This window comes from Myxococcales bacterium (assembly GCA_016720545.1).
Classification (GTDB): domain Bacteria; phylum Myxococcota_A; class Polyangia; order Polyangiales; family Polyangiaceae; genus JAAFHV01.
Genome location: JADKKK010000004.1, coordinates 390,800 through 408,530 on the forward strand (window position 1 = coordinate 390,800; position 17,731 = coordinate 408,530).

13 protein-coding genes are annotated in these 17,731 nt (G+C 71.9%); 2 read left to right on the forward strand and 11 right to left on the reverse strand.

The annotated features are described in order from the left end of the window. Nucleotides 1–36: 36 nt before the first annotated feature. The 9 genes from ftsH to IPQ09_11410 form a co-directional block, all read right to left on the reverse strand. The gene (gene ftsH / locus IPQ09_11370) at nt 37–1,926 is read right to left on the reverse strand and encodes an ATP-dependent zinc metalloprotease FtsH (protein ID MBL0194803.1); all 1,890 of its coding nucleotides are present in this window, start codon (nt 1,924–1,926) and stop codon (nt 37–39) included. A gap of 189 nt (nt 1,927–2,115) precedes the next feature. Next, nucleotides 2,116–3,087 (reverse strand): tRNA lysidine(34) synthetase TilS, encoded by a 972-nt coding sequence (tilS, locus tag IPQ09_11375; GenBank protein ID MBL0194804.1) that lies wholly within the window; start codon nt 3,085–3,087, stop codon nt 2,116–2,118. Then, the gene (locus IPQ09_11380) at nt 3,084–4,475 is read right to left on the reverse strand and encodes a class I SAM-dependent RNA methyltransferase (GenBank protein ID MBL0194805.1); all 1,392 of its coding nucleotides are present in this window, start codon (nt 4,473–4,475) and stop codon (nt 3,084–3,086) included. The genes tilS and IPQ09_11380 overlap by 4 nt, the downstream gene beginning before the upstream one ends. Further along, nucleotides 4,463–6,217, reverse strand: a complete 1,755-nt coding sequence (locus tag IPQ09_11385) for a hypothetical protein (GenBank protein MBL0194806.1) — start codon at nt 6,215–6,217, stop codon at nt 4,463–4,465. Before IPQ09_11385 ends, IPQ09_11380 begins: the two co-directional genes overlap by 13 nt. Before the next feature lie 10 nt (nt 6,218–6,227). Further along, a complete protein-coding gene (locus IPQ09_11390) occupies nt 6,228–9,182 on the reverse strand; it encodes a protein kinase (protein MBL0194807.1) in 2,955 nt (984 codons plus the stop codon). A 96-nt stretch (nt 9,183–9,278) separates the two neighbouring features. Beyond that, nucleotides 9,279–10,169 carry a hypothetical protein gene (locus IPQ09_11395; protein ID MBL0194808.1) on the reverse strand — a complete coding sequence of 297 codons (891 nt, stop codon included), beginning with the start codon at nt 10,167–10,169 and terminating at the stop codon, nt 9,279–9,281. 136 nt (nt 10,170–10,305) lie between these two features. Next, nucleotides 10,306–11,082, reverse strand: a complete 777-nt coding sequence (locus IPQ09_11400) for a hypothetical protein (protein ID MBL0194809.1) — start codon at nt 11,080–11,082, stop codon at nt 10,306–10,308. Then, nucleotides 11,079–12,158 carry a tRNA 2-thiouridine(34) synthase MnmA gene (gene mnmA, locus IPQ09_11405; GenBank protein MBL0194810.1) on the reverse strand — a complete coding sequence of 360 codons (1,080 nt, stop codon included), beginning with the start codon at nt 12,156–12,158 and terminating at the stop codon, nt 11,079–11,081. Before mnmA ends, IPQ09_11400 begins: the two co-directional genes overlap by 4 nt. 561 nt (nt 12,159–12,719) lie before the next feature. After that, complete coding sequence (locus IPQ09_11410; GenBank protein MBL0194811.1) at nt 12,720–13,415, reverse strand: sigma-70 family RNA polymerase sigma factor; 696 nt, start codon at nt 13,413–13,415, stop codon at nt 12,720–12,722. A gap of 173 nt (nt 13,416–13,588) precedes the next feature. Between IPQ09_11410 and IPQ09_11415 the strand changes: the two genes are divergently transcribed. After that, a complete protein-coding gene (locus IPQ09_11415) occupies nt 13,589–14,260 on the forward strand; it encodes a hypothetical protein (protein MBL0194812.1) in 672 nt (223 codons plus the stop codon). A 43-nt stretch (nt 14,261–14,303) separates the two neighbouring features. Beyond that, nucleotides 14,304–14,840 carry a TlpA family protein disulfide reductase gene (locus IPQ09_11420; GenBank protein MBL0194813.1) on the forward strand — a complete coding sequence of 179 codons (537 nt, stop codon included), beginning with the start codon at nt 14,304–14,306 and terminating at the stop codon, nt 14,838–14,840. A 28-nt stretch (nt 14,841–14,868) separates the two neighbouring features. On the opposite strand, the gene IPQ09_11425 is transcribed toward IPQ09_11420, so the two are convergent. Both IPQ09_11425 and IPQ09_11430 read right to left on the reverse strand, forming a co-directional pair. Next, nucleotides 14,869–15,795, reverse strand: coding sequence for a hypothetical protein (locus IPQ09_11425; protein MBL0194814.1), 927 nt, complete (start codon nt 15,793–15,795; stop codon nt 14,869–14,871). A 53-nt stretch (nt 15,796–15,848) separates the two neighbouring features. Next, on the reverse strand, nt 15,849–17,405 hold the full coding sequence (locus IPQ09_11430) for an AMP-binding protein (GenBank protein ID MBL0194815.1): 1,557 nt from the start codon (nt 17,403–17,405) through the stop codon (nt 15,849–15,851). Nucleotides 17,406–17,731: the final 326 nt, after the last annotated feature.

Sequence of the window (17,731 nt, forward strand, 5' to 3'; positions counted from 1 at the left end):
GACGTAACCGGAGGGCCTCCGGTCAGAGGCTTGGGACTAGGTGCTGGTCGCGGGCTTCGGGGGACCGCCGAAGATGCTCGCCGCCTTCCGCTTCTCTTTCGCCGCGCGGTCCTTGTCGGCGTAGGAGGGGATGATGACGCGCTCGCGCTGGGGCAGCTCGCGTCCTTCGTAGACCGCCTGGATTTCTTCGGCGTCGAGGGTCTCGCGCTCGACGAGGGCCTTGGCCAGCGCCTCGAGCTTCTCGCGCTGCTCGGTGAGGAGCGTGCGGACGCGGTCGTACTGCGCTTGGATGATGCGACGCACCTCCTGGTCGATCGAGACCGCGGTCTCCTCGGAGTAGTCCTGCTGGCGGCTGCCGTAGTCGCGACCGAGGAACACCTGCTCCTCCTTCTTCCCGTAGGCCAGCGGCCCGAGGCGCTCGCTCATGCCCCACTCGCACACCATGCGGCGGGCGAGCTCGGTGAGCTGCTCGATGTCGTTGCCGGCGCCCGCGGTGAGCTGGCCGAACACGACCTCCTCCGCGATGCGGCCGCCGAGCGCCGAGGCGATCTTCGCTTCGGCCTGGTCCTTCGAGAATGACAGCCGGTCGGCCTTCGGGAGGTACCAGGTGACGCCGAGCGCCGGCCCGCGCGGGATGATCGTGACCTTGTGGACCGGGTCGTGGTGGTTGATGCCGAGGGCCACGAGGGCGTGACCCGCCTCGTGCACGGCCGTCGCCCACTTCTCCTCGTCGCTGATGACCAAGGAGCGGCGCTCGGTGCCCATGAACACCTTGTCCTTCGCCATCTCGAAGTCGATCATCGAGAGGGCGTCCTTGTCTTGACGGGCCGCGAGCAGGGCGGCCTCGTTGACGAGGTTCTCGAGATCCGCGCCGGAGAAGCCCGGCGTGCCGCGCGCGATGACGTCGAGCTCCACGTCGGGGGCGAGGGGCGTCTTCTTCGCGTGGACGCGGAGGATGGCCTCGCGGCCGCGCACGTCGGGGCGGCTCACGGTGATGCGCCGGTCGAAGCGACCCGGGCGAAGGATGGCGGGGTCGAGCACGTCGGGCCGGTTGGTGGCCGCGATGATGATGACGCCCTCGTTCGCCTCGAAACCGTCCATCTCGACGAGCAGCTGGTTCAGCGTCTGCTCGCGCTCGTCGTGCCCGCCGCCGAGGCCCGCGCCGCGGTGCCGGCCGACGGCGTCGATCTCGTCGATGAAGATGATGCAGGGCGCGTGCTTCTTCCCTTGCTCGAAGAGGTCGCGCACGCGGCTCGCGCCGACGCCGACGAACATCTCGACGAAGTCGGAGCCGGAGATGCTGAAGAAGGGCACACCCGCTTCGCCGGCGATGGCCCGCGCGAGCAGGGTCTTGCCGGTGCCCGGCGGGCCGATCATGAGGACACCCTTCGGGATGCGGCCGCCCAAGCGCTGGAACTTCTTGGGATCCTTCAGGAAGGCGATGATCTCCTCGACCTCGTCTTTGGCCTCTTCGGCGCCCGCCACGTCGGCGAAGGTCACCTTGTTCTGTGAGTCGGAGAGCATGCGCGCCTTGCTCTTGCCGAAGCTCATCGCCTTCCCGCCGCCCGCCTGGAGCTGGCGCATGAACAGGAAGAACATGAACACGATGAGGACCATCGGGATCAGCGTGACGATGGTGCTCGACCAGAACGGCGAGCTGTCGTCCTTCTCGAAGTAGATCTTCGGGGCCGCGGCGTCTTTCGCGTCGGGCTTGAGCGTGGCGAGGAGCGCCTCGTCGGCGAGGGGGCCGGTTGTCGCCTTCTGGGCGACCCGCGGATCACCCTCGGTGAGCGTGTAGATGAACTCGCGGTCCTTGATGTGGATGTCCTTCACCTTGCCGGCGTGGACCTCGGACACGAACTCGCTGAAGGCGACGGCCTGCTTGCGCTCGGCGTTCCCGAGGAACTGCCAAATCGCGAGGAACATGAAGATGAGTACGACCCAGAGAAGAAGCGTCTTGTGCGATTGCTTCACGATGACCTCGGCCCTCGTCTGCGAGAGGAACGGTGAGAGTAGCGGCCCTTCGAGGCGGGGCGGGCCCCCCTCCGCGGCTGGCGAGGGGGAAGACTTCTTAGTATGGCGTGTGGCGGCGGACGGTACCCCAGATTCGGGGCTTTACAGTAGTTTACGCGACGAGCCGGAGACTTCGGGTTCGGGGTGGGGCGCCGGGGCGCTGCTGGCCGAGTGGATCGCCACGCGACCCGCCGAAGAATCATAGGTCGCCGAGCGCAAGTTGGGGAGCCGGAGGGCCATTTTTGTAGCGTCAGCCCCCGCGGCGGCACGCTTTTCCATGTGTGCGAGGGCCTCCCGATGGCGTCGCCCCAGGCCCTCGCGGCCTTCGGGAGGTGCCGCGAGCGAGGTGCGCAGAGGCGCGAGCTCATCGCATACGTCGCACACGTGCTCCACGAACCGAGGGTCCAGCGCCAGGAGGGCAGGCAGCACGTCGTGGCGGACGCGCGCGCGGGCGAACCTGCGATCGAGGTTGGACGGGTCCTCCGCCGAGGGGAGCCCGTGCCGGCTGAGGTGGGTGAGGACGTCGGCGCGCCTCGCCCGAATCAAGGGCCGAACGAGGCGGCCGTCTCGCGGCGGGAGCACCGCGAGGCCGCGGAGCCCGGCGCCACGCGCGAGGCGAAGGAGGAACGTCTCGGCGCGGTCGTCGGCGTGGTGGGCCGTGGCGACCAGCGCGTTCGGCCCGCCTCGCGCGTCGGCCTCGGCGAGCAGCGCCTCGTGCCGCGCGGCGCGCGCCCGCGCCTGGAGGTTCGCGCCAGTGGCGACGCTCACCTCGCGGACCGTGAAAGGCACCCCCAGCCCCTCGGCCACTCCCTGGGCGAGCGCGAGCTCTGCGGCGGCCGCGTGGCGCAGGCCGTGGTCTACGCCGCACGCCGTGAGTTGGAAGGGCGCGACGCGGCTGCCGCGCGCCTTGGCAAGGAGCGACAGGACGTGGAGCAGAGCGATCGAGTCGGGGCCGCCGCTCACCGCGCACACGATCACTGGCGCCCTGTCGGAGCCAGGCGTGTCCTCGAAGACCTCGGCGAGGGCACGCCGGGCGAGCGTCGTGAGGCTCGGCGCGTGCGATCCTCGGCTCATCGAGGGCCGGTGTCGCCTCGAGGGGGCTCTCTCCCCGGCCGGCGTCGGCGCAAGACAGCGAGGGTCTCCACGTGGCTCGTCTCGGGGAACATCTCGAAGGTCGTGAGCTCCGTGAGCTCGAACCGCGGCGCGAGGAGCGCGAGGTCGCGACCCAGGGTCGGCGGGTCGCACGAGACCATCACGATCCCCGTGACGGCCGATTTCGCCAAGGACGCGGCGGCCGCCCTCGCGCCGGTGCGCGGCGGATCGAGCACGGCGACGCGGGTCGCGGGGGACCACTTGTGGGCGTCGGCGTCGCCCTGCACCACGCGCGCCCTGAGCCCGCGCCGGGCGAGGTTCGCGCGCAGGGCGTCGCAGGCCGGGCCGTGCGCCTCGAGCGCGAGCAGGCCGGGGGCGAGGCGGGCTAGGAGCACGGTGAGGTTGCCCGAGCCCGCGTAGAGCTCGGTGAGGGCGCGTCCGTCGCCGGGGCACGAGGCCTGCGCGAGGAGGGCCTCGACGGCCCTCGTGACGGCGGTGGCGAGCGCGAGGTTGGTGTCCTCGTGCGCCTGGGCGAAGCCGCCGAGCGCGAGGTCGAGGGGCTCGCCGTCTGCGCCCCGCGCGACGGGGGTCGCCTGCCCCAGCTTCGCCGCCGCGCGCGCTCCGGGCGAGGCGATGGCGGCGCCCGCGAGGCTGCCGCGCGCGATGGCCGCGTCGAGCCGCGCGAACACGGCGGCCGGCAGCGGCTCACCGCGCCAGTCGAGGGTGAGCACCGGAGCGCGCTCGCCGCTCTGCGCGCGTCCGAGCGCGATGTGGGCCTCGCCGTCGCCGCTCGCTCCCTCGAGGAGGGCGGGGAGGGCGGCGCGGGCCGCGTCGAGCCTGGGGTCGAGCACGACGCACGCGTCGACCAGCACGGGCTCCCGAGTGCCCAGCGCGTGCATACCGCACGCCACACGGCCCCGCTTGGCCACGACGTGAAGCCGCGCGCGCGTTCGGTAGCCCGTGGAGCTCGGGGCGGCCACGGTCGAGGGCGAGTGGTGGGCGAGGGGCGCCGGGAGGCTCCCTCGGACGAACGCCCGGTGCGCCTCTTCCTGTGCGGCGCGCGTGAGGTGCATGAAGTCGCACGCCCCGCACGCCGCGAGGTGGCGGCACGGGATGTCGGCTGCGTCGCGGCGGTCGGGCGAGGCCGAGAGCACCCGCAGCACGCGCCCGCGCGCGGGACGGGGGGAGAAATCGACGACCGCCGAGAGCACGTCGCCGGTCGCGGCGCCAGGGACGAACACGGTCCGTCGCCGCCCCTCGCGCTCCACGTGGGCGACCCCGGCGCCGCCCGGAGCGAGCGCCTCGATGGTGAGCTCACACGGGACCGCGCCCGCGCCGCCTCGAGCGCGCGGTGGTCTCAGGGGGCGCACGCGAAGATGGCGTAGCCGCCGACCGGCTTGTTGATGTCGATGCGCCCGGCGGTGCTCCACGCGACCGCGACGCGGTTGCCCGAGGTCGCGACCGCCACCTTCCCGCCGTCGACCTTCGCGATCGACGGGATCCGGCTGTCGCGGAGGAACGACACCGCGTGGGGAGGCTCGAACGCGACCGGCGAGGTGGTGACGCGGTCGTAGGCGACCAGGGACACCTCCCCGCGCCGGAGCACGGCGATGAGCGCGCGATCGCCGCTGATCGCGATGTCGCCGGACGTGGCGTCGCCGATGCCTTCTACCGTGACGGACGCGTCCGCGACGCGCTCCGCGCCGTCGTAGGCGTAGAGATCGACGGGCGAGCCCTCGGACGTGGACGGGGCGATGACGAGCGTGCGCTTGCCCACCACGGCGAGCGACGCCCAGCTGACGCCCTCCGTCACGGTGACGGCCGCCGCGGTCGTGAGCTTCGTGAGGTCGTTCGTGGGGTCGATCGACTTGAGCCGCAGCACGCCGCCGCCCTTCGGCGTCGTCGGCACGCCCGTGTCGCGGCCTGCGTCGGAGGAGGCGTCGGCGCCGGCGTCGCCCGTCGGCGGAGGCGGCGTGGTCCCGCCGGCGCCGAGCGACAAGAACGACAGGGTCTTGTCGCCTGCGATCCATGCGCCGGTGGCGTTGCCGCCGCCGAACTTGCCGTGCCTTTCCGCGCCCTCGAGATCGACGCCCACGACCGACGCTACCCCGGCCTGTCCGTTCTGGACGTAGGCGAGCACCGGTGTGGGCCCATTCTGGTAGATCGCGTGCCCCTGCGACAGCGAGGTCGTGACACCTAGCGCACCGTAGCGGCCGAAACCTGTAATGATTCCCGTTGGATCCGTTGAGAATACGTCGACGCCGCCGAGGCTCCCGCAGGGCGGATGCGAGAGCACCACGGTGCCGCCTGCGGGGCCGAGGAGGAGCGCTGCGCTGTCCGTCTGCGACGGGGCAGACTCGGCGCAGTAGTCGCGCACGAGGCCGCCGTTGAGGCGCGGGCTGACGAGGGGCGCGAGGGCGCCGCCGCCCGCGTCGAGCGGGAGCAGCGTGAGCCGCGCGTTGCCCTCGTTGTCGACCTCGCGGTAGGCGACCAGGAAGCCGTCCGCCGTAGGGGCGATGGCCGGCCCGGAGACGCTCTCGCCGGTCGCGGCCAGGGCGTTGCCGAGCGGGCCGGCGCCGAGCAGCGCGAGCGAGCAGCCGGCGCCGAGCTTCGTGCTGTCGCGGGAGGGGACGCAACGGGCCGCGGAGCACTGCGCCTCCGCGCCGCACGCGCCCGTGCGGGTCGACACGACGTCGAGAGGCACGCGGATCTCGCGCTCGACCCCGAGGTCGACCTCGACACAGCCGGAGGCCACGACGCCGCAATCCTCACCGCGGGCGACCGCCGCGAAGGCGTACACGCCCTTCTTGAGATCGCCCACGGGGGGCGGCGTGGCGTTGCCCTTGCGGAAGGCCATTCGGAACACCGTGCCGTCGAGCGGCATCCCGGCCGCCATCACCGGCTTGATGGCTTGGCAGTAACCCTCGGAGAAGGCGCCGATCTCGAACCAAGCGGTCTGACCGGCGACGCTCTGGGGTACCTCGAGATCGAAGGTCACCTCGGGGTTTCCCCTGCACGAGAGCCCGACGGTCAGCGCGACGCCGAGCGCACCCCACCGCGCGGCCGCGCGCACGCGGGACGCGCCCGAGGTCCAGAGAGGCGCGGCGCTCATCGGGGGTCCCTCACAGGCTCTCGCGGATGGCTTTCAGCTCTCCAGGCTTGACGGTGATCGTCATCGACCGCTTCTTGCCGCCGGCGGTGAGGGAGAGCGCGTGGTTCCCCGACGGGACAGCGCGGTTGTAGACGTTGCCCGTCGCGATGACGGCGCCGTCGAGGCGCACCTCTTCGCACTTCGGGAAGCAGACGACGGTGAGCTGCCCTGGGCCGCCGGCCGTGGGCGCCGTGGTGGGCTTGGCGGTCGGGGTGGGCGCAGGTCCGGGCCCGGGACCAGGCGTGGGTGTGGGTCCCTTCGGCGTGGTGGGAGCGGCGGTGGGCGCAGCCGTCGGGGCGGCGGTGGGCGCAGCCGTCGGGGCGGCGGTGGGAGGGCTGGGAGGGGCGGTGGGAGCGGCCGTCTCGGTTGGGGTGGGGACGGCGGTTGCCGCGACGGTGGCGGCCACAGTGGGCGCGACGGTGGCCGTCTCCGCGGGGAGCGTACCGACCGGCTCGGTCGTCGCCACGGTGGCGCTCGGGGACGTGGTCGGCTTCACCGGAGCGGCGGTGCGTGAGAGGATTCCGAGGACGATCGCCACGACAAGCAGCACGGCGGCGCAAGAGATGGCGGCGATCACCCACATGGGGGCGCCCTTCTTCGCCGGGGCGGTCGGGTTGCTCATCGAGACGCTGGACTGGCCAACGGCTCCGCCCATGTTCATGCGCCCGCCGTTCATCGCGGGGACCGTGGGGGCCATGCGAGACGGCTGGCCCGGGGCCGGCTGCGGGAACTCGCCGCCCTGCATGCCCGGCTGCATCATGCCCGGCTGCATCATGCCCGGCTGCATCATGCCCGGCTGCATCATGCCCGGCTGCATCATGCCCGGCTGCATCATGCCTGGCTGCATCATGCCCGGCTGCATCATGCCCGGCTGCTGCATCATGCCCGGCTGCTGCATCATGCCCGGCTGCTGCATCATGCCCGGCTGCATCCCTCCCTGCATGAGGTTGGGCTGTTGGGCGAGCCCCACCGTCTGCATCATGCCTAGGGCCTGCGCGGAGGGCTGCTGCATTCCGAGGCTTTGGAGCGCCGCGTTCTGAGCGGGCCCCATCCCCTGCATGGTCGGCGCCATGCCGGCGGCCGGCATCGGCTTCTGGAAGTCGGGAGGACCGATCGGGGAGCTCGCGCCCGACAGGCCGAGCATGAACGCGGGGTTGTTGGATGCGCCGAGCGCCATCGTCGCCTGCTCGCCCGCCTCAGGGTCGGGCGCTGGCGGCGCCGTCGCGCGCGCGTCGGCCACCTGGTTCAGGGGGAGGGTGCCCTTGGCCGTGCGAGGGGGCGCGCCCGCCGCGGGGGGCGGAGGCGCGCTGCCGAGCGGGCTCCCGAGCGCGCTGGGGAACGCGGGAGAAGCGCCCGAGACCCCGGGCATCTGCACCATGGTCGCGTCGTCTTGGTCGTGCTCACCGCTCTCGTCGAGGGGGCTGTCGAGCGTTGGGATCGACTCGGGCGGCGCCGGCGGCACGATCGCCTCCTCCGCGCCCGCCCGGCCCATCGGGCGCGGGGGCGCTCCGCCGGCGAACGCCCGCGCGGGGCCTTGAGGCCCGCCCATTGGTGCGGTGGGCGAGGTGGGGTGCACCGGTGGCGCGAGCGCCATCATGGTGGCCGGGTCGTCGCCGGGGTGCGGCTCCTCGCTCACGTCGGCCTGGATGGTTGGCCCGTCCGCGTCGGCCGGGTGCACGTCATGCGTGATCTGCGCGCGAGGAGGCGCGGGCGCCTGGGCGGCTGGGCGCGGCGGGCCCGCGATGGAAGGACCTGGGCCTGCGGCGGAAGGGCCTGGGCCGCCGCTCGCGTGGCTGCTTCGGCCGGAGCCAATGTCGACGGTGCGCGGCGCGGCCATCGGGGCGGCGGGGGCGGGCTTGGGGTTGCGGTTTTGCACGTCGGAGCTCTCGCGGTCTGTGGCTTTCGGAGCGGTGCCCGGGGGCGAGCCGTCCTTGTTGATGGTCTGTGTGACCTCGGACGCCCACTTGAGGTGCTCGTCCCGCTTCTTCATCCGCTCTTGAAAGAGCGTCGTCATGTACTGAGACACCTCGTCGCTAGCGATGAAGAGTCCGCGGCGCATGAGGAGCTGTTGGAGCGAGCGTGAGAGCTCCTTCGCGGTCTTGAAGCGCTCGTTGCGATCCTTCGAGAGCGTCTTCATGACGATCTTCTCGAGGTCGATCGGGTATCCCCGGATGAGCGCGCTCGGGCGGGGGACGTCGCACTCCTGCACCTTCGCGAGGGTGTCGAGATCGCTGTCCATCCGGAACAGCCGGCGGCCCGTGGTGAGCTCCCACAGCACGACGCCGAGCGCGAACACGTCGGTTCGTCGGTCGAGTTGCTCGCCGTGCACCTGCTCGGGCGACATGTACGCGAGCTTGCCCTTGAGCGTTCCGGCCTTCGTGTGCGCCGCGCGGGAGCTGAACTTGGCGATGCCGAAATCGAGCACCTTCGTGATGCCGTCGTAGGTCACGAAGAGGTTGTGTGGCGTCACATCGCGGTGGACGAGGTTGAGCTGCTCACCGTTCTTCCCAGTGAGATCGTGCGCGGCGTGCAGCCCTTCGGCGGCGTCGGCGATCACGCGGCAGGCGATCTCGGGGGGCATCGCCGTGCCGATCTCCTCCGTGCGCCGGATCACCTCGCGGAGCGGCTCGCCGTGGAGGTATTCCATGGCGATCCAGTACGTGTCCTCGGTCTTGCCGAGGTCGAACACCTGCGCGACGTTGGGGTGCGAGATGCGGGCGACGACCTGCGCCTCGTCCAGGAACATCTGGATGAAGGAGTCGTCCTCGATGAGGTGCGAGTGGATCTTCTTGATCGCCGCCCAGCGCTGAAACCCGCCCGGCCCGTCCATGCGCGCGAGGTGCACGCTGGCCATGCCGCCGATGCCGATCTCGTCGACGACGCGGTAGCGCCCAAGGAAGTACGTGCCGCCGGACGAATCGGTCACAGCCGCTTCTTCCCGCACGACCGCCGCGCCGGCCTGGGCATATCCACTGCGTCTCTGTGCGTCCTGAGCCAAAAGAGCCTCACGTTTTCGTTCATCTTAGCGCGCTCGCACGGACACTGCGCCAATCGTCACGTCGTCGGTGGGGCGAGTCAGCAGAAAAACGCTGGCGCCGGCCCCCGCGAGGACGGCGCCTCCCACAATGTAGGTCCAGGGAGAGCGAAAGAATCCCACGGGCTCTTTCTTCGGGGGTGGCTTGGCCTTGGCCACGACCGGTGGTGGCGGGACCGGCTTGGTGCCGCTGACCTCGACGCGGCTCGCGGCCGACGCGAGGCGGTTGTCGTGGCTGTCGAGCGCGTCGACGCGCACCACGAGCGTGCTCCCGGGGAGCACCGCCTTCGCGGGGATCTCGAACTCGACGGCCTGCGCGGACTTCGCGGAAAAGTACAGCTCGCGCCCGGTGGAGCCGTCTTTCGCCGAGAGGCCCACGCGGGTGAGCACGCGGGCGTGGTTGTCGTCGACCTTCGCGCGAACCGTGAAGGCTTCCCCGGGCTTGGCGCGCGACGGGCAGCTCAGGCCGAGCACGAGCGAGCCGACCGAGGCCATGTCCTTCTTGGCCGTGTCGGCGAGCGTGACCGCGCGCGGGCCGCCCTCCGCGGGGACGTCGAAGGCGTCGTCAATCACCGCCGCGGCGCGGTAGGCCGTGAGCGCTTGGTCCTTGCGGCCGAGGAGGAGCCGCGCGGTGCCGAGCCGAACGTACGACTCGAGCACCTCGTCGGGGGCGAGCCCTCCCTTCGCGATGCCCTCTCGGTAAAACACCTCAGCCGTGGCCATGTCACCCGAAGCCCACGCGGCTTTGGCCTTCTTGTAGGAGGGCGCCCCGTGGGTCTTGGGCGGCTCGGTCTCGGTGGGGCGCTCACCCGTGGGCGCGGGCGCGGGCTCGTCCTCGGCCGCCCAGCACGGGGCCGCGGCCGTGAGCCCAAGCGCCACGGCGCACGCTATCCAGCGACTCTGCACCCGAGGCGACACTGGACACACGGTATCGGCCTGGCCATCGCCGCGCAAGCGCTCGTGGCCGTGCGCGCGCTGCTGGTCCTCGCTCCTGGCGTCATCGGGGGCGGGGCGACTAAGGGAACTGCTGCGACGGACGCGAGCGCCGGTACAGAAAGTCGAACGTGCCGCGGAGGTGCCCACGGCAGCGCGGAGGCGCCAGCGTCACCGGGTCGATCTCGCGCGGATTGGCCAGGTACACGTCGAAGCAACCACGGGTCCGCCGGGCCTCGGCGTCGAGGGTGGTGGTGTCGCCGCGGAAGATCGAGTGGAAGACGATGCGGCTCTTCCCGTCGCCCCGGGCGCCGGGCACCGGATTGGCGCACGCGGGGTCCTGCCCCTCGTCGGCCGCGTCGCAGCCGCCGGCGGCGGTGTCCGGGGCGAAGCTCACCTCGCGCACCGCGTGGAGCGTGGTGGTCTGTGTCTTGCAGCTCTTCTGGAGGTACAGCGAGAGATGCACGATGCCCGGATCGGCCTCCGGCTTGACGGGGACGCCGGGGGCGGTCACCTCCGGTGGGAGCGTCACGAGGAGCTTCGCGCCGAGCGCCTTCTGGACCCGCGTGAGGTCCTCGACGACGAGCGAAATGCCGTCGCTGAACGTCTGGTTGTCGCTGCTCCGCTGGATCCGAAACATCGCGCTGTCCCGGTAGGGGGCCGTGCCGAAGAAGTCGGGGGCGAGATCGAACGGGCCCTGCCAGCACGGCGGAGAGTCGAGCCCGCCGCGCGCCGTGCCCTCGCCTTCGGGGCTCGTGCAGCCCTGCGTCGGCGTCGCGAGCGCCACCGCGAGCGCGCCGAGCGCCGCCGCGCTCCAGCGGCGGCGAGCGCCCACAAGGCGGGACGAGGGGCCGGTCATGCCGTGGCCCGCGCCGCGGCGACGTCGACGATCACGCCGCCCCCGACGACGGCGTCGCCCTCGTAGAGCACCGCCACCTGCCCGCGCACCGCCGCCCTCACGGGGAAGGAGAAGACCACACGGGCGCCCCCTCGGGAAGGCTCAACCCACGCCTCGGCGCCCTCGTGCCGGTAGCGCACGCGCGCGCGGCAGGCGAGGGGCAGCGAGGCCCCCTCGGCGAGGTGGAGGTCCTGCAGCGCGACCTCGCTCGTGAGGAGCCCCGCTTCGCCGCCGACCACGACCTGGCCGGTGTCGGGCTCGATGCGCGTCACGAACGCGGGGTGCCCGAGCGCCACCCCGAGGCCCCGCCGCTGGCCGATCGTGAAGCGGTGGATCCCCGCGTGCGAGCCGACGACGCGGCCGAGCTCGTCCACGATCGGGCCCGGGCGCACCCGCCCAGGCGCCGCCCGGCGCTCCACGAAATCGCCGTAGGCACCCGCGCCCTGGCCCACGAAGCAGAGCTCTTGGCTCTCCCCCTTTTCGGCCCCGGGCAGATCGCGCGCCACAGCCTCGGCGCGGACGTCGGGCTTCAGGCTCTCGCCGAGCGGAAAGAGCAGCTGCCCGACCAGTGCGGGCGGCGTGGCGTACAAAAAATAACTCTGATCTTTTTGCTTATCGCGCGCCTCACGGATGCGCGGCGCGCCGCTCGCGGACGCGCCGAGCCGCGCGTAGTGCCCGGTCGCGACGCGCGACGCGCCGAGCGTGCGCGCGATGCTCATGAGCTCGCCGAGCTTCACGGTGCGGTTGCACGCGGTGCACGGGCTCGGGGTCTGCCCCTCCAGGTAGGCCTTCACGAACGGCCCGACGACCCGCGCCGAGAAGAGCTCGCGCCGGTCAAACGTGTAGTGAGGGAAGCCGAGCGCGTCGGCGGTGCGCCGAGCGTCGTACTGGTCCTCCGGCGCGCAGCAACGCCCGTGTCCGCCGCGCGCGGAGGGATCGTCGGGGTAGTCCCACAGGTGGAGCGTGACGCCGACCACGTCGTAGCCCTCGTCGACCAGGCGCGCCGCCGCGACGCCGGAGTCGACCCCGCCGCTCATCGCTACAAGCACTCGCTCGCGCCGGCTCATGGTCCGGCACCTCCTAGCACGCGGCGCCCCGCAGAGCCGCGCCGCGGTCGCTCTAGCAGCCCGTTGATCAACGGACCGAGCCCGCGCGTCGTCCGCGCGGCATCGGGCAAGGCGCGATCCGAGGAGCCCGCGGAGCCTGCTTTTGCAGGTGAGCAGGCACCGGAGGATCGCAACGCAGCCCGTGCCGATGCGGCGGCGCGGGGGCGACGGGAGTTTATCAACGGGCTGCTACTACTAGTCTCCTGGAAGCGTGATCCCTTCCAGAAGTCGCGCGGCTCGGCCTTTCGCCACAAGGGAGCGAGGGGGTGTCCCGTTTTCGGCGGCGGTGGGAGGATACTCATGTTCGAGGTCGGCGTTCTCGCGCGGTCACACCCGAAACCACTGTCCCCTGAGCGCAAAGCGCCGCCTCCACCGCGCGGAACGACGTCCGAGTCGAGGACGGGCCCGCCGTCGCCGAAAACGGGGCCCCCCCTCGCTCCTCGGAATGACACCGAAGACCGGACTTCTGATACGAACCACGACTCCAGGGGACTAGGAGGGGCCCTCGCGGACCTGCTTCGCCAGCGCCTCGATCGTGCGGGCGAGCACGCGGCAGACCCAGGACTTGTGGAGGCCGAGCCGCGCACCGACCTCGTCGAGCGAGAGATCCTCGAAGTAGTGCAGGCGCAGAGCCTCACGCTCGACCTCCGGGCGGGTCGCCACGAGCGCCTCGATCTGCCGGAGCAGGACGGCGCGCTCGGCGCCTTGTTCCGGATCGGTGTCCTCGACGTCGTCGAGCGCGTCGCCGCCGCTCGCGGTCAGGAACCCGAGCGCCATCGCGAACGCGGACGCCTCGAGGCGCTGCGCGAGGAGGGCGTCGGCGCGCTCGGGCGTCGCGGGGCCGGCGGGGCCCTCCTCGGCCTGCGCCTCTGCCTGTGTCTGCGCGCGCTCGAAGGCGCGGAGGCGCGCGTACGCGGGCCGAGAGAGGGTGGAGATGCGGCGCATGTGGTCGAGCATGGCGCCGCGGATGCGGTAGCTCGCGAAGGAGCGAAACGGCACCCCGTGAGCCGGATCGTACGCGCGCGCGGCGGCGAGCAGCCCCTCGCGGCCCGCCGACCGGAGCTCGTCGAGGTCGGCGCGCCCGGCCGCGCGCTTCAGCGAGCGCGCGACGATCTCGACGAGCTCGAGCGTGGCGGTGAGGCGCGCGAGGACCTCGGGCGAGTCGGCGGGGCGGGGCTCGGTGGGCACGGCTACCTCGGGACGATACGCGAGCATCGCGCGGGTCGGCCAGCGTCGAGCTGAAGTTTTCGGAGTGACGGGGCCTGTTAACCCCGCGGCCCAAAGGTGCTACGCAAGGGCCGTGGACTACAGCGCGGGGTCTCTCTCTCGTCGCCGCTCGGCGCGATCCTCAAGGGGCAGCCGTGGAGCGGCCTGAGCTCGACGGCCGGTGCGGCAGCTGCGCGCGGTTCGTGCGCGTCGTCGAGGAAATCGACGGCTTCGGGGAAGTGCGGCGGCACGGCGAGTGTCTGCTCGAGGCCTGGCCCGCGCCTCTCTACGAGACCTCCACCTGCAACCAGTACGTGAAGCGCGGCACGTTCGTCGCCAAAGCTCGGCGCCCCGAGCCCACGCGACGAGGCTCGTCCGACCGCGACCGCTCGTCACCGCGCGCTGTTTCGCGCGCTGTCTCGTCGCCGGCGCCGTCGCCGGCGCTGTCGCCCGCCTTGCCCGAGGAGCTGCTTGACATGGACGTCGAAGAATTTCGCAAGGTCCTGCGTGAGGTGATTCAGGAAGAGCTCGCGGTCTCGCCCGTGGAGCTCGGAGGTCGCTGGCAGGGCGGTGAGCTCGTGCTCCTGCCTGGCAACAAGGACACGGCCGAGAAGCGCGTGCCACTGGAGGCCTTCTTCCGAAAGATCGTGTCGATCCGCGACAAGCTGCGCGTGCTCGAGCAGAAGCTGAACGCCCACTCGGGCTTGGCCGACGACGAGAAGGTTCAGCTCCAGCAGTACGTCACGCAGTGCTACGGCACCCTCACGACCTTCAACGTCTTGTTCGCCGACAAGCGCGATCACTTCGTCGGCCAGAAGAGCGACTGAGCCGTGGCGGTGCGCGCCCCAGGAGGACTCGACGCCCGCTCGGTTGGCCGGCCCTGCGCTCGTCCCCGCGCTCGTGGGCGCGTGCGTGCGCGCCGAGCCCGAGCCTCGCGCGCCGGTCGAAGTGGAAGAGCGCGGGACCGAGCCGGTCGCGCCGTTCGTCTTCGACTCGCTCGACGCGCGCCCCGTCGCGCGTGACGCGCTCCGCGGGAAGCCAGCCGTGCTCGTGTTCGTGACCACGTGGGACATCGCGAGCCAGGCCCAAGTGGGGTTCCTCGTCCACATGGCCGCGCGCGACGGCGACGCGGTCACGTACGCGCTCGTGGCGCTCCACGAGCGGCACGAGCGTGAGCTCGTCGAGGCGTACGCCCGCACGCTGAAGGTCACGTTCCCGGTGGCGCTCGGCGACGCGGACTCGCGCGTTGGGCGGGGCCCCCTCGGCGACGTGCACCAGATCCCCACGGTGCTCGTGCTCGACGCCGCGGGTCGCCTGGTGAAGCGCCACGTCGGGCTCACGAAGAGCGACGCGCTCCGCGCTTCGGTGGAGCTCGCGAAGCGCGCGCCCGCGCCGACAGGACGCTGAGCCGGAGGGCGCCGCGACTTGACGTGGGCTACTTGGGCTGGGTCGGCGCCGCGGTGGTGGAGCCCGCGCCGAAGAACGAGAGATCGGCGGGGCGCGACGGGATCATGATCTCGTTGAGCGTGAGGGCGCCGCCCTTGATCTCCACCTGGAAGAGCGTGCCCGCCTTGGTGAAGCCGTAGACGGACCCCGCCCAGAACGCCACGCCGAAGACGTCCGTGCGGGCGTTCAGGGCGCCCCAGTTCTTGGTGATGGCGCCGGTCTTCGGGTCGATCTCCACGAGGCAGTCGGATGCCGCGCACTGACCGCTCGCGCCCGTGCTCTTCACGGTGAGGTAGGTCGGGCCGCCGATCACCGAGACGATGTCGCCGCTCGAGCGGAGCTGGGCGTTCCCGAGCTGGCCGATGGTGGTGATCTTGCCGGTCGCAGGATCGATGCGGACGTACTCGTCCCCGACGTAGCCAACGAGCGCCTCGGCGGCGGGGTCGAGCGTGCCCTTCGGGACGAACGAGAGCGAGTTCGGGAAGTCCTTCCCGGTGGCGCCGGTGATCCGCGTGCAGCGGGCCGTGGCCTTGTCGATGCGAAAGAGCCCGGTGTACGTGGTGCCGTACATGTTCGAGGCCTCGTCGAGCGCGATGTCGATGATCTGCTCGGTCGCCTCGTTGCAGCCCGAGAACGGGCCGATCACCTGCACCGACTTGTTGTCGGGATCCAGGCGGTAGAGCACCTTGCCGGAGTGGCCGAACACCTCGCTCGGTCCCACGGGCTTCGGGGCGTCGAGCGACGCGTCGGTGAACGACGGGGGCTTGGGGCCGCCGTCGGTGGGGAGCGAGCTGCCCGCCTCGCCCGCGTCGACGGGGTCGTCGAACGTGCCGCGCGGCGTGGAGCTGCAGGCGGCGAGGGCGGCGAGGGCGGCGGGGAGGAGGGTGGCGAAGAACAAGGAGGAAGAAAAGCGCACGATTCCGCTTTCCTAGCACCCCACGCGACGGCGTGCCCGCCCGCCTTGTGCGCCTAGTCGCTTTTTTCGCCGACCGACAGCTCACGGACGAGGTCCGGCTTCACGACCTTCCCGAGGGGATTTCGCGGGAGCGCCGCCATCACATGGACGTCCTTGGGCACCTTGTAGGGGGCGAGGCGTTCTCTGCAAAATGCACGCAACTCGTGAGGGGCCGGTGGGGCGCCCGGCCCCTCGCGCAGGAGGACGCACGCGACCACGCGCTCGCCCCAGGCCTCGTCCGGCAAGCCGACGACCGCCACGTCGAGGACGCGCGGGTGCTCGCGCAGCGTCTCCTCGATCTCGAGGGCGCTCAGCTTGTAGCCGCCGCTCTTCAGGATGTCGACGCTCGTGCGCCCGAGGATCTTGAAGGCGAGCGGGGCGCCGCCGGCGTCGACGATGCGCGTGACCGTGTCGCCCGTGCGGAACCACGGGGGCCCGCCGTCCGCCGCGGGCACGAACGCGGCGGAGGTCTCGGCCGGGCGCTCGAAGTAGCCGCGGAAGACGCTCGGGCCGCGAACGAGCAGCTCGCCCACCTCGGTGTCGGCGCCGGCCTCGTCGACGACGCGTGTCTCGACGGTGGGGAGCGGGAGCCCGACGCAGCCGGGACGCCGCTCGCCCTCGAGCGGGTTCGTGAGCCCGACGCCGATCTCGGTCATTCCGAAGCGCTCGAGCGGGTACGACCCCGACCGCGCGCGGAAGAACTCACCGAGCGACGTCGGCAGGGCCGCGCTCCCGCTCGTCGCGAGCCGCAGGTGCCTCGCGGCTGAGGACCAGCGCGCGCGCGTCTCCGTGTCGGCCGCGTCGAACGCGACCTGGAGCCGCTGGTACATGCTCGGCACGCCCATGAAGACCGTGGCGTCGGCCATCGCGTCCCACACGCGAGGCGCGTCGAACGGGAGAAAGCGCGTGCAAGCTCCGCTCCCGAGGGAGGTGAGGAGCGCGATCGCGAGCCCGTGCATGTGGTGCAGCGGCAGCGTGTGCAGCAGGAGATCGTCCGGCGAGAAGCCCCACGCGCGGCCGACGAGGGTCTGCTGGGTGGCCAGGTTCTCGTGCGTGAGGACGGCGCCCTTGGGACGCCCCGTGGTGCCGCTCGTGTAGAGCTGGAGGGCAGGGGAGTCGGGAGACGAAGGCGCGGGGTCGAGGGCGACGGAGCCACTCGGCGCGTCGCTCGCGACCTCGCGCGTGAGCAGGAGGCGCCGGCCCTCGGCCAGCTCGGCCGCGAGCGGCGCGAGATCGGGCGACGCGATGAGCGTGCCCACGTGCGCGTCCTCGCAGAAGTAGCGGCGCTCGCGCGTGGGATAGAGCGGCGTCAGCACCACGCCGGTGCCGCCCGCCAACAGCACCCCGACCAGCGCCTCGACGAAGGGCGCGCCGGGCGAGACGAGCAGCCCGACGCGCTCGCCCTCGAGGGACCTGCGCGCGCCGCCCGGGTCCTCACGCAGCGCGCTCGCGATCAGTCGCGCGCCGTGCCCGAGCGCGGCGTACGTGTGGACCGCCCCGGCGGCGTCGATGACAGCCGGGCGCGGGGAGCTGGCGAGCGCGAGCCATCGCTCGACGAGGGGAGAGTGCATGCCTCTCGTATGGCAAACCGCGCGGCGCGCGACGAGTGAAAACGCGCTGGCGACACGAGGGCTAGGAGGGCCTGTCCCTGAGCCCGTAAACATGCCCGTGCCCGTGCCCGACTTCTTGCACCAGCCCGATTTCTACGGAACGGAGCGTGGCGCGTGCGCAGCTGAAGGACGTGGACGGCGCCATCCTTCAGATGGAACACAGGATCGATGCCATGGAACGACCGCAGAGTACCTCACGGTCCAGCCACGACGGCACCTCTCGGACGCCACGCTCACGGGGAAGATGCCCTTCTCCTGATGGAGGGTGGTCTCACCTCTCCGTCGGT

Bases quoted from the DNA above. Each gene is read 5' to 3' on its own strand.
- ftsH (MBL0194803.1), bottom strand. From the start codon at position 1,926: ATGTTCCTCGCGATTTGGCAGTTCCTCGGGAACGCCGAGCGCAAGCAG.
- tilS (MBL0194804.1), bottom strand. From the start codon at position 3,087: ATGAGCCGAGGATCGCACGCGCCGAGCCTCACGACGCTCGCCCGGCGT.
- IPQ09_11385 (MBL0194806.1), bottom strand. From the start codon at position 6,217: ATGAGCGCCGCGCCTCTCTGGACCTCGGGCGCGTCCCGCGTGCGCGCG.
- IPQ09_11400 (MBL0194809.1), bottom strand. From the start codon at position 11,082: ATGACCGGCCCCTCGTCCCGCCTTGTGGGCGCTCGCCGCCGCTGGAGC.
- mnmA (MBL0194810.1), bottom strand. From the start codon at position 12,158: ATGAGCGGCGGGGTCGACTCCGGCGTCGCGGCGGCGCGCCTGGTCGAC.
- IPQ09_11430 (MBL0194815.1), bottom strand. From the start codon at position 17,405: ATGCACTCTCCCCTCGTCGAGCGATGGCTCGCGCTCGCCAGCTCCCCG.